Genomic DNA, 15,334 nt, shown 5'->3' on the forward strand with positions numbered 1-15,334 from the left:
TAAAATGTGCTAAACTAATCAGGCTAATAAATTACTAATACGTGATTTATTAGCCTGATTTATTTGTTTTGTGTGTATATAAATGAAAAAAGCGACCCTTGTGAGGCCGCTTTGAATGTTTTCACAACGGAATAATCCTTATTGTGAATTGCTTCAAAATTGTATTGCAATGATACAACAAAATCTCTAATCTTAATTATGGCTATCCGTAAATCAATTAATTATCTTTTACTTAATTTTAGAAATTAATTTTTTAGAGATGAAAAAAATATTAGGATTAGACTTAGGAACAACTTCTATTGGATGGGCATATGTGCATGAAGCAGAAAATAATGATGAAACATCATCAATAATAAATTCAGGTGTACGCATAGTTCCTCTTACTACCGATGAAGAATCCGACTTCAAAAAAGGTAATACAATCTCCATAAATGCAGACAGAACATTAAAGCGTGGAGCAAGACGTGGCTTACAACGTTTTAAACAAAGAAGAGATGCGTTATTAGAAACCTTTAATAAAATAAATTTTATTTCAACTGATTTTGTTTATGCTGAAACAGGAAAATCAACTACTTTTTCTTCCTATCAACTAAGAGCAAAAGCAGCAGTTGAGGCAGTCTCTAAAGAAGAGCTAGTTCAAGTTCTATTGATGCTTAATAAAAAAAGAGGGTATAAAAGTAGCCGAAAAGCAAAAACAGCTGAAGAAGGAGACGCAATAGATGGAATGAAAATCGCTAAAGAGATTTTCGATAACAATTTAACACCTGGACAATGGGTTCACAATTCTTTATCGAAAGATAGAAAATTTGTTCCTGATTTTTATCGTTCGGATTTACAGAAGGAATTAGAAAAGATTGTTCGTTTTCAAAATCAGTTTCATCCTGAGCAGATTAATGATAAATTATTAGAAGATATTCAAGGTAAAACAAGAAATGCTACCTCCTATCATTTTACAAAAACATTAAATATTGAACTTTCAGAGAATAAAGGGAATCGTGAAGAAACCAAATTGCAACATTACAAATGGAGAAATGAAGCTTTGGCAAAGGAACTCGATTTAAAAGTTTTAGCCTTTATTTGTACCGAAATCAATAATCAAATTAATCAATCTAGTGGCTATCTTGGTGCTATTAGTGACCGAAGCAAAGAACTGTATTTCAATCAGGAAACTGTTGGACAATTTCAATATAAACAGCTTGAAAAAGACCCACATGCCAAACTAAAAAATCAAGTCTTTTATCGTCAAGATTATTTAGATGAATTTGAAAAAATTTGGAAAACGCAAAAACAATTTCATCCCGAATTAAATGATCAACTAGAAACAGAAATTAAAGACATAACTATTTTTTATCAACGAAAACTTAAGTCTCAGAAGCATCTTGTAAGTTTTTGTGAATTTGAAAAGGGGCACAAAGCAATTCCTAAATCATCTCCTTTATTTCAAGAATTTAGGATTTGGCAAAATTTAAATAACGTGGTCGTTAAAAATGAAACGACAAAAGAACTTATTCCTTTGGGTGAAGACCTGAAAAAACTTTTCGCTCAAGAATTATTGTTTAAAGATAGTATGACCGATTCTCAAATGTTATCTTTTTGTGAGCTAAAAAAAGGAACGCATACTGTTAATTTTAAAAAAATAGAAGGCAACAGAACCAATACTTCAATTTTCAAAGCTTTTGAAAAAATACTTGAAGTAGAAGGATATGAAATGGATTTTTCTAAAATGAAACCTACAGAAATAAAAGAAGCAGTGCTTACAATATTTGAAACTTTAGAAATCAATACTGCTATTCTTAATTTTGACCCAACTATTCAAGGGGATAATTTTGACAAACAGACCTATTACCAGTTTTGGCACTTATTATATGCAGCAGAAGATGATGAATATTTGAAAAAAAGTTTAATGAGTAAATTTGGTTTCAAAGAAATTCATATCCCTTTTCTTCTGAATATAAGTCTACAAGCCGATTATGGTAGCTTAAGTGCTAAAGCAATTAAAAAAATATTACCTCATTTGATTGATGGACATATTTACGATAAAGCATGCACATTAGTAGGATATAATCATTCGTCTTCTTTAACAACAGAACAAAATAATGAAAGAATTTTAAAAGATACTTTAGAATTACTTAAAAAAAACAGCTTAAGAAATCCTGTCGTAGAAAAGATACTTAATCAAATGATTAATGTAATTAATGCTATTGTAAAAGACCCAGCATTAGGAAAACCTGATGAGATTCGTGTAGAATTAGCTCGAGAGTTAAAAAACAATAATGAACAACGTAGCGAAATGACTAAGGTTATTAATAAAAGTACTGCCGAGCATGAGCAAATTAGGAAATTATTACATACCGAATTTGGAATTCATCGTGTTACTAGAAATGACATAATAAGATATAAACTTTGGAAAGAATGTGACGGAATTTCATTATACACAGGAAAGCCAATTGAACCATCCAAATTGTTTACTAAAGAGTATGACATTGAACATATTATTCCAAAATCACGTTTGTTTGACGATAGTTTTTCTAATAAAACAATTTGTGAACGTCAATTAAATATTGAGAAAAGTAATAAAACTGCTTACTCTTTTTTACAAGAAAAATTATCTGCTGAAGAATTTGATCAATTCGAAAAAAGGATAAAAAGTTTGTTTGGCAAAATAAGCAGAACAAAACAGAACAAACTCTTAATGGCAGATAATGAAATCCCTGAAGGTTTTATTGACCGTCAATTAAGAGAGACACAATATATTGCAAAAAAGGCCAAAGAAATTTTACTTGAAATTTCAAGAAATGTAACTTCAACTATTGGAAGTGTAACTGATAAACTACGCGATGACTGGGAATTGGTTGATGTGATGAAAGAACTCAATTGGGATAAATACGACAAATTAGGATTGACTCATATTGAAGAAGGTAAGAACGGAGAACGCTTGTACAAAATTAAAGATTGGACAAAGAGAAATGACCATCGTCATCATGCCATGGATGCTATAACTGTTGCTTTTACTAAATCTGCCTATATTCAGTATTTAAATAATCTTAATGCAAAAACGCAAGGCGATAAAAAAGCAGATTCTATCTATGGAATTGAGGCAAAATATTTAAGAAGAGATAAGAATAACAAACTTAGATTTATCGAGCCAATGCCCAACTTTAGAGAAGAAGCCAAAAAGCAACTCGAAAGTATTTTAATTTCCTACAAAGCAAAAAACAAAGTGGTTACTAAAAATAAAAATATCACTATAAAAAGTGGTGGAACCAATCAGAAAATTCAACTTACACCAAGGGGGCAATTGCATGAAGCTACCATTTACGGTAAACTGCAACAATATGTAACCAAAGAAGAAAAAGTAAATGCCAATTTCACTAAAGAATATATCACTAAGGTAGCAAAGAAAGAATTTCGAGAAGCGCTCCTAAAACGATTAAAAGAAAACGATAACGACTCTGAAAAAGCTTTTACAGGAAAAAATGCACTGAACAAATCACCAATATATATCAGTTTAAAAGATAAAATTACAGTTCCAGAAAAAGTAAAAACAGTTTGGCTAGAAGATAATTATACTATCCGAAAAGACATTACACCTGATAATTTTAAAGATTTAAAAAGTATTGACAAAGTAATTGATGTAGGTTTAAAAACTATTCTTGAAAACCGATTAAATCAATATGCTAATGATTCGAAAAAAGCTTTTAGTAATTTAGATGAAAATCCTATTTGGCAGAACAAAGAAAAAGGAATTACTATAAAACGAATAACTATAAGAGGCATTAGCAATGCTCAATCTTTGCATACCAAAAGAGATCATTTAAGAAATGAAATTTTAGACAAAAAAAACAATCCTATTCCAGTAGATTTTGTGAGTACAGGAAACAATCATCATGTAGCAATTTATGAAGATGAAAAAGGAAATCTACAAGAAGAAATTGTAACCTTTTTTGATGCGGTTATTCGTAAAAATGAAAGCCTTTCGATTATTAATAAGAATCATAGTTCTGGATGGAAGTTTTTATTTACAATGAAAAAAAATGAAGTTTTTATTTTCCCTTCAGAAAATTTTAATCCAAATGAAATAGATTTATTAAATCCAATGAATTATAGCTTAATTAGTCCAAATATGTATAAAGTTCAGTCTTTATCAATAATTAAATATGGTAATGCTACAATTAGAGACTTCAAATTCAGACATCATCTTGAAACAACCCTAACAGACAAAAAAGAATTAGTAAACATAACTTATAAACAAATAAAAAGCTTACCACCATTGCAAAACATTATAAAAGTCAGAATCAATCATTTAGGTCAAATTATTCAAATTGGAGAATATTAGTTATGATAAAACGTACCCTTTTCTTTGGAAATCCCGCTTATTTAAGTACCAAAAATGAGCAAATAGTAATTTCTTATCCCGACAAAGAACAAGAAACCAAAACAGTAGCTATTGAAGATATTGGCGTGATTGTTTTAGAAAACCAACAAATTACAATAACTAATGGTTTACTAGAGAAATTAACGCATAATAATGTCGCTTTAATTAATTGCAATCAGCAACACCTTCCGATTGGGTTGCTGATGCCGTTGGATGGACATACAGAACAATCAGAACGGTTTAAAAATCAAATTAACGCTTCTGTTCCGCTTAAAAAAAATCTATGGCAACAGACTATAAGTTCTAAAATAACAAATCAAGCAGGACTATTAAAAGAAAAAGGAATTCCAATGCGCAAAATGGAACTTTGGGCAAAAGAGGTTACTTCCGGAGATGCTTTAAATCACGAATCAAGAGCAGCAGTTTATTATTGGGAACGTTTAATTGAAATAGAAAATTTCTCAAGAGGGCAAAATGGAATCCCTCCAAATAATTTACTAAATTACGGTTATGCGATTTTGAGAGCTATTACAGCAAGAGCATTAGTAAGCTCGGGAATGCTCCCGACATTAGGTATTTTTCATCGTAATAAATATAATGCCTATTGCCTAGCTGACGACATTATGGAACCTTACCGCCCGTATGTTGATTTGATTGTATGTCATATTATGGAAACTGTTGATTCTTATGAAGAATTAACAGTTGAAATAAAAAAGCAGTTACTAAGTATTGCTTCAATGGATGTTTTAATAGACGGAAAAAATAGTCCTTTGATGGTTGCCATGAGCAGAACAACAAATTCGCTCCATGAATGTTTTGAAGGAAGTTCGAGAAGAATTTTATACCCAGTTTATGTATGACGAGCATTATACACGTTTAAATCAATATAGAAGTTTGTGGATATTAGTTTTTTTTGATCTGCCCACTGAGACGCGAAAAGAGCGTAAAATTGCTAGTACCTTTCGTAAGAAATTATTAGACGATGGCTTTTCTATGTTTCAATTTTCTATATATATGCGCTTTTGTGCGAGTCGCGAAAATGCCGAAGTCCATTCTAAAAGAATAAAAAATAGTCTCCCTGAACATGGCAAAATTGGTGTCATGCAAATTACCGATAAACAATTTGGAATGATGGAACTTTTTTACGGAAAAAAACCTGTGGAACCTGAGAAACCATCGCAACAATTAGAGCTTTTCTAAAAATTAGAATTAAAAAAAAACCTAACAATCTCTTCCTCAATACTTAAGGAAGTCAATTTTAACAACCCTATATTAACCCATAACTCACAACATATCAAACGATTAACTCGCGGTATGTTGGGAATTATAAGTAAAAATACAATTTTGAAAGCAATTCACAACATGTCGGCTGTGATGTCTCAAATACAACTAGTTGGGAATTATAAGTAAAAATACAATTTTGAAAGCAATTCACAACTATAGCTGCAGACAGTACGAAAACGGTTCAGTTGGGAATTATAAGTAAAAATACAATTTTGAAAGCAATTCACAACAAAAGAGGTTATTTCTAACCAAAACACTAGTTGGGAATTATAAGTAAAAATACAATTTTGAAAGCAATTCACAACCTTCAACCTTAAACAATGTCTTTTTGGTTTGTTGGGAATTATAAGTAAAAATACAATTTTGAAAGCAATTCACAACCACAGTATATGAGTGATAAAAAACCGTTTTGTTGGGAATTATAAGTAAAAATACAATTTTGAAAGCAATTCACAACTATCTTCTTTAATGGGTTCGTTTTTTAATTGTTGGGAATTATAAGTAAAAATACAATTTTGAAAGCAATTCACAACCAAACGATCCAGCCATTGTAACTAAATTAGGTTGGGAATTATAAGTAAAAATACAATTTTGAAAGCAATTCACAACGGTAGTTTCGATGTCTGTGATTAATATTTCGTTGGGAATTATAAGTAAAAATACAATTTTGAAAGCAATTCACAACGCACGTGCATTCTTTCTTTTTCTATAACGGTTGGGAATTATAAGTAAAAATACAATTTTGAAAGCAATTCACAACCCATTGCCTGCGTTCCCAATAACCGATAGGTTGGGAATTATAAGTAAAAATACAATTTTGAAAGCAATTCACAACCATCACGTAAAGATGTTGGTAACGCTGCGAGTTGGGAATTATAAGTAAAAATACAATTTTGAAAGCAATTCACAACCAGGAAGAAATGTAATTACTATTGCGCCTAGTTGGGAATTATAAGTAAAAATACAATTTTGAAAGCAATTCACAACCGTCGACACTAAAGGTTATGTTACTTTAGGTTGGGAATTATAAGTAAAAATACAATTTTGAAAGCAATTCACAACAATTGACTTGAATATCTGTCGAGTGTGAAAGTTGGGAATTATAAGTAAAAATACAATTTTGAAAGCAATTCACAACGAAATAACAATAATAAAAAAAAGTATTTTTGTTGGGAATTATAAGTAAAAATACAATTTTGAAAGCAATTCACAACTTCAATAGAAAGTCCTTGCAAAAGATTATGTTGGGAATTATAAGTAAAAATACAATTTTGAAAGCAATTCACAACTAAAGCCGCTTCTGGTCGTGAAACTACTTCGTTGGGAATTATAAGTAAAAATACAATTTTGAAAGCAATTCACAACTATAAGTAAACCCATTATAAGCTGGGTTAGGTTGGGAATTATAAGTAAAAATACAATTTTGAAAGCAATTCACAACGCCGAAGACTTCGCAATATTTGAAGCTTTCGTTGGGAATTATAAGTAAAAATACAATTTTGAAAGCAATTCACAACTAGTGAATAACTACCATTTTTTTTGTCTGGTTGGGAATTATAAGTAAAAATACAATTTTGAAAGCAATTCACAACAAGAGTCGGGAATGAAAATAGTTATGCGAAGTTGGGAATTATAAGTAAAAATACAATTTTGAAAGCAATTCACAACTAAAGATTCATTTGTAATTTCTCTATCATAGTTGGGAATTATAAGTAAAAATACAATTTTGAAAGCAATTCACAACTAGATCAGTATATTTCGGAAACTGACTTATGTTGGGAATTATAAGTAAAAATACAATTTTGAAAGCAATTCACAACAACTGCTGCTTCATATATTGTGGAATATATGTTGGGAATTATAAGTAAAAATACAATTTTGAAAGCAATTCACAACGAGTTAACTAAACTGTTTATTGCAAATAATGTTGGGAATTATAAGTAAAAATACAATTTTGAAAGCAATTCACAACTGATAAGGACAAGGAAGAGAAAAAACCAATGTTGGGAATTATAAGTAAAAATACAATTTTGAAAGCAATTCACAACTCATTAGATTCCAATAAATTATTATTTAAAGTTGGGAATTATAAGTAAAAATACAATTTTGAAAGCAATTCACAACTAGTCGCTTACCTTCTTAGACCAAGTGGCCGTTGGGAATTATAAGTAAAAATACAATTTTGAAAGCAATTCACAACATTTTAAACAAAAACTGCTTAGTTTTTATTGTTGGGAATTATAAGTAAAAATACAATTTTGAAAGCAATTCACAACAGGTTTGTATAATTTCTTTGAAACAGGAGCGTTGGGAATTATAAGTAAAAATACAATTTTGAAAGCAATTCACAACAAGTCGATGAGTCAGGTAAAAAAGCACCTAGTTGGGAATTATAAGTAAAAATACAATTTTGAAAGCAACTCACAACGCATTATCATACAATGCTTCAATTGTAACTGTTGGGAATCATAAGTAAAAATACAATTTTGAAAGCAATTCACAACTAAAAGTCTTCTCAGAGTAGAACTTTCACAGTTGGGAAGACACAACCTTAATTTTTTTATCGGAAAAGGTAGTAACTCCAAAAGTTTATATCGATTAAAATGCTACAACTGCCTACTATTATATAATTTTGTAATGCACAAATTATCTAGCTTCTTAATATTATACTATGAACAATCCATTTTCTGACAGCAACCAAATTGGAACGGTATCTACTTTCTCTGAGCTTGTAAATACTAATTTCAAGGGAGATGTAAATGCACTCTGCTGGTACAGAAATTTGGATGGTGATTTTAATGAGATTGTAACCAAACTATCTCTCAAAGAAAATATAACAGAAGTTTTCCCAGAAGACCTAATCGCACTTCAATTATCCGAAAAAGGAAATATTGCAAGGGAAATAATCTTAAATGATTTACAATTATTAGCTGATTTTGGAGCTTCTCCTTCTCTTAATTTACTGAAGTGTTATGAACGTGATGATGAATTTGATTTCATATCGACTGATGTGTATTCGTTTCATGTCGATCGTTCTCCTATTGCAACAGATACTTTTTTATGTACCTATCAAGGAGCAGCAAGCGATATTATTTCTAATTCGCAAGCAGAGCAAAAAATTCTAATTCCAGAAATTCGAGAAAAGCTAAAAAAGCTACATGATGGACCAGCAGAAGAATTCGAAGACTTTTTGAAAGAAAACTATTTTGATTTGCATTATCAGTTAAATACTGATGCAGAACCTATTAATTTAAGACAAGGACATCTTTGGCGACTGGCTGTAGATCATCCAAAACAACAAGTATTACCTTGTATTCACAGAGCACCTGTAGAAAATGAAGGCGAATATCGGTTGTTGTTGATTTGTTAGAGAAATTTAATTAATCATTAATAAAATTGCTAAAATATAAAACCTCTATAAAAGTCAAAAAGTTACTCAATACGGAGTGGCTTTTTGACTTTTATAGAGGTTGCAAGTACAAGTGAGACACTATTTTTTTGATTCCGTTTTTTGAGAACAAGCACCAAAACAAACTAATAATAAAGGACACAATAAATACTTCTTCATTAACATTTATCTTAAAATTTCTAATTCGTATTCACCTTCAGGAATGTAGAGGTAGTATTTAAAAAAATCAGCCATCAAACCGTCTCCTTCATCAAATTTTGCCCACAAAGCAGATTTTTCTCTCATATTTGGTTCATTACTTGTTAGTTCCAAGCATACAATTCTGCCTTCTCCATACAGTTTCAGTTTGTAATTCTCTAATGGTTGCATTTCAAAATTTGGAATAATAAATGCTTCTAAATAGGAGTCTAATATCTCTTGTAATTCTTTTTTATTAAAAAATAGACTTTGACGGGTTTCTTTTTCTTTTAAATCTAAGTAAGAGAAATACTCCTCTTTCTTTTTCTCTTGTAGCAACCTCAATTGTTCTTTATAGAAATCAACGACTTTCTTTTCTAATTTTTCCTGATCCCATTCTCTTAAATCCTGACCGTCCTCTAAACTATTAAATTCGTAAGGGACTTTTGCTTCAAAAGTAAAACTGGCTTCATAATATTTTTTTTTATTGCCTACAAATTCCTTCTCCTCATAAACGTTTCTATTCACAACTGTTGGTGTAGCATAAGTTGCAATTATCTTCCCAGCTTGTTTTCGTTTGTTATTATCAGATTCTGATATTTCAATTTTCATTTCGGTATCATATACTAATGTTGAAAAATCTCTTATTCCTATTTTACCAGCCGGATACAATCTAAAAGTTACTTTTTGTGTACCACTTTTAAAAATAAATTGATTTATGTCTAAAGTCAAACCTAAAGATTCTTCCTTGAAGTTTTTATTAACAGGGATATCATTAACTAATATTTCTGAAAGACAAGAATGTTGTTTAAAAATCAAGTAATACATTGGTTCATAATCGTAACGTTTAATAGTTTTAAGTATCGTTTCTACGTAATTTATGCTCGTTAAATCGCTCATTTTTTTTGATTTAGGGTTATTGTTTTGTAAGCATGATGGAAATATAAAAAGGGTAACTAAAATTAGAATCGCATTTTTCATATTATTTTATACTTGTGGTTTAGCATTAAAAAAGTATATTGTTTTTAGCGTTTTTGTGAAACCTTCCAACACTGTAAAATCAATTGGTTTACCATCATTGGCAGAATAGTCAATTGATTCCCTATCTTTGGGTTTTGCAGAAATACTACCTAAAAAAGTTCCTTTTAATCCTGAAAATTTTAGTTTTTGGGTCATAAATAAGCCTCTCCCACTTACTTTGTCAAATCCATACTCTGTAATTACAAAAGCTTCACAATTGATTTTTAAAGATAAAGAAGCACTTACTTGAGTTTCTATTGCAGAAAATTTAAATAACCTTGTTTCATAATTTCCTTGTAACAAGATAGTACCAATAATTTTGCTACTATAGCTAATTATCCCTTTTTGAGGTAAATTATAAAATTTGTCTTTTAATGTATACTGCTCTGTTAGTACATTGTATTGTATATTTTGTTGTAAAGCTATTTCTCCCACCATAGTCAAACTAAATGTAACATCATCCTTTCCTATTTTAGACAAAATATCCTCTATTCCCTCATTGTTTTTTTTCTTTTTTGGGTCTGTTGCGTTACTGTCTAGGAGGCTTTTTATGGTGTACTTTTTGGTAAAGTTTATTGCTACAAGTGGCTCTGCTTTAATATTAGCTTCGTAAATAAGTGCCATTCTGCTGTCGGCTTGCATCTTATAATACACTCCAGTATTTACAGCTATAGAAGGATCGCTTTAAATCCAAAATTAGACTTCTCCAAGTTTTATATTTTTAATATATCTTAAATTCGGTCTCTTCATTTGGAATATAAAAGTAACTATTACAAAATAGCGTTTCAACTCCATTTCCTCTTTCAAATTTCGCCCATAGTGACGTATTTCCTCTCACTCTTAAATCTTTAGAATCTTGCATCAAAGCAATTAATTTCCCATCAGCAAAAAACATCAATCTGTAATTTTCTATTGGTTGCATTTCAAATGATGGTAATTTATATACATCCATCAACATCATCCAGACTTCATTTATGTATTTTCGATCTTGATACTCAGATATAAATTGATTTCGCAAACTTTCATAAGAAGCTCTAGCGATATTATCAAAATCCTTATTTTGATAAATATCTTTTATTTTATTGTATTCCATCAATATCCTTCTTTGCAAAACTTCTTTGTCTAATTTTCTTAAATCCTGAGCATTTTCAAAGCCCTTAACCTTATAAGGTACAGTAGCATTAAAAGTAAAACTATCTTCAAAATAAGTTTTACCTACTCCTACAAAAACTGGCTCTTCATGTTGATGAACTTCTTCTTTCATTGTTTTATACTCAATATTTTTTTTATCTTTCTCAGTTATTCGGTCGTATTCGTTTACTTCAATTTTAACCCCGGTTTCTGCTATAAATTTGTCAATATTTTCATTTTGATATTTCCCTAAAGGATATAATTTAATTGTTACTTTTTGAATCCCACTCTTAAAAATAAAATTATTGATATCAACAGTAGGACTATCTAATGCTTCATGAAAATTTGTATAAACGGGAATATCGTTAATAAATATCTCAGAAGAACACCAATTACTAGTTATTAATAATTGGTACATCGGTTCGTTGTTAAAATGTTTTACTTCGGATGCTAATTTATTTACTACGTTTTTTTCTGTTATTTCTGAATTTTGCATAATTACTTTTGGTTTGTTTTGGCAAGATGCGATAAGGTTAATTAATAATAAAAAAAATGAAATACTGGTTTTCATAAAATACTGTTATATCGTTGTGGTATTAAAAAAGTAAATGGTTTTTAGAATCTGTTCGAAGCCTTCTAATACTTTAAAATCAATCGATTTATCATCAATTGAAGAATATTTATAACTCCCGAATTTTTTACTTGTGACAGTTGCTTCACCTTTAAAAGTTCCTTTTAATCCTGAAAATTTAAGTTTTTGCGTCATAAACAAACCTCTACCGTCCTTTTTATCAAAACCAAATTCCGTTACTACAAATGCTTCACAAAACATTTCTAATTTAACATTAGTGGAAATATCCGTTTTAAGTGGTGAAAATTTAAAGTATTTTTTTTCAATCGCTCCTTCTAATGAAATACTACCCCTTATTTTTTTACTATGACAGATTATATTTTTTTGAGGTAAATTATTAAATTTGTCTTTTAATGTATATTGCTCTGTTAGTACATTGTATTGTATATTTTGTTGTAAAGCTATTTCTCCCTCCATAGTCAAACTAAATGTAACATCATCCTTTCCTATTTTAGACAATATACCATCTATTGCTTCATTGCTTTTTTTCTTATTTGGGTCTGTTTCATTACTGTCTAGGAGGCTTTTTATGGTGTACTTTTTGGTAAAGTTTATTGCTACAAGTGGCTCTGCTTTAATATTAGCTTCGTAAATAAGTGCCATTCTGCTGTCGGCTTGCATCTTATAATACACACCAGTATTTACAGCTATAGAAGGAGGTACAATCTCAGCTCCAATTTTATCAAGGTAATCTGTTCCTTTTTTTACTTTTGATGCAATTTTAACCACTTTACTACTTGCGCTCCCTCCTCTGGTTAGGAAGATCATAATTAAATCTATTAAGAGACCTATAACGACGATTTGGTAAATAACTAAAGCCACTATGCGCCTGGTGGTTGCATCTGCTTTAATAAAATCTAAGGTGGTACAGCCTTGTAAACTTAACAACTCGTCGCGTTTCTCGATATCTCGATCGTAGTAAGCGTGTAATCCTACATCGTAATACTCTGCTTGGCTTTCTAGATAGGGCAATATAACATTAACGCCCACCCAGCCCCCAGGAAAAAAATTCAAAAGAAACCCTATAATAGAATCGGTGAGTTCTTTTACTTCCTCTGTAATTCCGTTTTTTAATTCTACTGTTTTTCCATGAAAAAAATAAGGTGTTTTTGGTTTTTCATCCATTCCTTCTCTTATGTTATAATTGTATAGAAAATGTCCTACCCAAACAATATCAGGATACGCATTTATAGCAAAACTGGGATGTTTTGTACCTGAATAATAGGTACAGGAATTAAGATGGTAACTATAAATATTCCTATAATTGTTTCCAAAATTAAAAACATCAGTAATATGGGGTACTGTTGGCAATCGAGAATTGAGCTGAACATCAATATAATTGGATTGGTTTTCGGTTAAATCATAAGTCACTGCCTGCTTATAACTATCATGGGATTGGATCGTATTGAGGTGTTCCTTTTTTTTATGACAGCCTTTTCTAATAAAGCCCTCAATATTAATCCTTAACTGCGTCGGTTTTTTATAACTAGGTACTACCACATCATGTACAAGTGTTTCTGCATTATTATCAAAAATCTTAAATTGTAATGTTATTCTTCTGTTTTCTTGGTGCTGTGCTTCTGACACAGTTGTTTCCTTGTGTATTAACTTGGCTTTTCCGTATCCTTTTCCAGTGATTAAATAGGAAGGAACCCCTTTTGAAATCAGATATTTAACTACCGAATCTGCTCGTTTTGCAGATAAATCCAGATTATATTCTTCTGTTCCTCTATTGTCTGTATGTGCTCCTAACTCAACAGGAAGTAAAGGCGGTAATATTAAATAATCGGCAACTTTATCCAAGATTGGTTTTGCATCATTTCGGATATCCCACTTATCATAATCGTAGTGTATTTGTTCTACAGTACTAAAATTATCCTTAGGATTTATTTTGCGAATAAACTTTCCTTCATCAAAAATCAAATCGTCGTCTCCCCTATAATTCACTCCTATTCTTGTAAACTTACAAGTTCCTGCATTTCTCTCATATTGTTTTAGCTCTCCAATCATTGACTTGCTTAAACCTAGGTCCCTCTCAGGAAAAACAAAATTAATTCGGTCCTGTATTCGTAAATAGCGAGCATGATAAACGTCGTTATAATCGTCTTTTATATATGTATTGGTTAAGGGGTCTTTTACTTTAATATAAAATTCTTCTATGTATTTTCTTCTCATGAGCTTTGGTTGCCATGAAAGCGTATCTGTTAAAATGATATTTACTTCTCCGTTATTTACAGGAGTTTTGGTATAAACTTTTATCAACTGATCATCTGTTACACTATCTCCACCCATAACTCTTCGGTGTATTTCGATAATCAAATTAATAGCACCATTTAATCCCTCTGTAGAGAGATTAAGATAAAGCGGTTCTCCATAATTAAACTGATTTGTTTTTCTTACGTCTTCGCCTTTGCTTTGTTTTGCCCAAGCACTTGAAATAATTTTTGGTTCACACCATCCTCCTATCAATACTCCCGCAGATTTAGAATGTTTTGCATAGGGCAAAATTGCCTGCACATAATAGGTAAAAGGGCCACAAAGTTTTTTGGGTAACATTACGCCGTACTTGTCATCGGCTCTTTTAGTTAACTTTAAAATACTTCCTCGAGGATTATGCGTTTGCAAATGCCACAAGACACTTCCTTTTTTTTGTTCATCTGTGGTGCCTTCGTGCCACTCTGTTATTTTGAAATAAACAAACTGATCTGCTTTTATTCGTGCTTTTCTATTTCGTTCGGATAAATTACTAATGATACTCCCCTCACCAGTCCACTCTATTTTTTTTATTCCTTTTGCCATACTTATTTCTGTTCTATGCCTGTGAAATCAAATTCTGGTTTTGTTAAATCATTTAGACCTAACAATGGATTAATTTTATTTAAAACGTCCCTATTTTCATTTTTAAAATTTTGTGCTGATAATTCTGCAATTTGTCCATGATCTAAAATTGTAATACAATCCGGAGTTCCCATTTTGCAGGTAGCTTTACTGTCTTCGACTAAAACTTTTCCATCATTACTTAGCGTTATTTTATCATAAAAGTTCTTCCACTCCGTAATATTAACTAGGCAAGGATTGTAGGTTCCGCTCGGATTAGGTTGCATTTTGCAGGTACCAAAGGTGTTTTTTTCTAAAGTTTGTCCAATTTCTTTTGTAGAAGCAGTTAACTTTTCTGTCCCCTCTTTATCATTTGTGTAATGTTTGGATTGTGTTTTTACTTTCAAGACATCATCCTGTGATTCATTGCTGTATTTACAAGTACAAGTAGCACCCTGCACGACAATATGTTTTTTACTCATAGTGATTT

At 30.7% G+C, this 15,334-nt stretch carries 9 protein-coding genes and 1 CRISPR repeat array; of the genes, 4 read left to right on the plus strand and 5 right to left on the minus strand.

Annotation, left to right across the window (positions count from 1 at the left end; genetic code table 11):
* Positions 1–259 precede the first annotated feature (259 nt).
* From cas9 to QWY99_RS10585, 4 genes are all read left to right on the plus strand, one after another.
* Positions 260–4,336, plus strand: a complete 4,077-nt coding sequence (gene cas9, locus QWY99_RS10570) for a type II CRISPR RNA-guided endonuclease Cas9 (protein WP_290264677.1) — start codon at positions 260–262, stop codon at positions 4,334–4,336.
* 2 nt (positions 4,337–4,338) lie between these two features.
* On the plus strand, positions 4,339–5,235 hold the full coding sequence (gene cas1, locus QWY99_RS10575) for a type II CRISPR-associated endonuclease Cas1 (protein ID WP_290264680.1): 897 nt from the start codon (positions 4,339–4,341) through the stop codon (positions 5,233–5,235).
* Positions 5,228–5,575: a CRISPR-associated endonuclease Cas2 gene (gene cas2 / locus QWY99_RS10580; RefSeq protein WP_154781185.1), complete on the plus strand. Its 348-nt coding sequence runs from the start codon at positions 5,228–5,230 to the stop codon at positions 5,573–5,575. Before cas1 ends, cas2 begins: the two co-directional genes overlap by 8 nt.
* A gap of 116 nt (positions 5,576–5,691) precedes the next feature.
* Positions 5,692–8,163: direct repeats of the CRISPR family, unit length 46 nt; unit sequence GTTGGGAATTATAAGTAAAAATACAATTTTGAAAGCAATTCACAAC.
* A 167-nt stretch (positions 8,164–8,330) separates the two neighbouring features.
* The gene (locus tag QWY99_RS10585) at positions 8,331–9,029 is read left to right on the plus strand and encodes a DUF1826 domain-containing protein (protein ID WP_290264685.1); all 699 of its coding nucleotides are present in this window, start codon (positions 8,331–8,333) and stop codon (positions 9,027–9,029) included.
* A gap of 204 nt (positions 9,030–9,233) precedes the next feature.
* Here QWY99_RS10585 and QWY99_RS10590 read toward each other — a convergent pair whose 3' ends face one another.
* From QWY99_RS10590 to QWY99_RS10610, 5 genes are all read right to left on the minus strand, one after another.
* The gene (locus QWY99_RS10590; protein ID WP_290264687.1) at positions 9,234–10,145 is read right to left on the minus strand and encodes a hypothetical protein; all 912 of its coding nucleotides are present in this window, start codon (positions 10,143–10,145) and stop codon (positions 9,234–9,236) included.
* Between the two features lie 87 nt (positions 10,146–10,232).
* Positions 10,233–10,889: a hypothetical protein gene (locus tag QWY99_RS10595; protein ID WP_290264689.1), complete on the minus strand. Its 657-nt coding sequence runs from the start codon at positions 10,887–10,889 to the stop codon at positions 10,233–10,235.
* A gap of 97 nt (positions 10,890–10,986) precedes the next feature.
* Positions 10,987–11,967 (minus strand): hypothetical protein, encoded by a 981-nt coding sequence (locus QWY99_RS10600; protein WP_290264691.1) that lies wholly within the window; start codon positions 11,965–11,967, stop codon positions 10,987–10,989.
* A gap of 9 nt (positions 11,968–11,976) precedes the next feature.
* Positions 11,977–14,826, minus strand: a complete 2,850-nt coding sequence (locus QWY99_RS10605; protein ID WP_290264693.1) for an OmpA family protein — start codon at positions 14,824–14,826, stop codon at positions 11,977–11,979.
* A gap of 2 nt (positions 14,827–14,828) precedes the next feature.
* A complete protein-coding gene (locus QWY99_RS10610) occupies positions 14,829–15,326 on the minus strand; it encodes a DUF4280 domain-containing protein (protein WP_290264697.1) in 498 nt (165 codons plus the stop codon).
* Positions 15,327–15,334 lie beyond the last annotated feature (8 nt).

Origin of the sequence: Flavobacterium branchiarum, from assembly GCF_030409845.1 — a bacterium.
Classification (GTDB): Bacteria; Bacteroidota; Bacteroidia; order Flavobacteriales; family Flavobacteriaceae; genus Flavobacterium; species Flavobacterium branchiarum.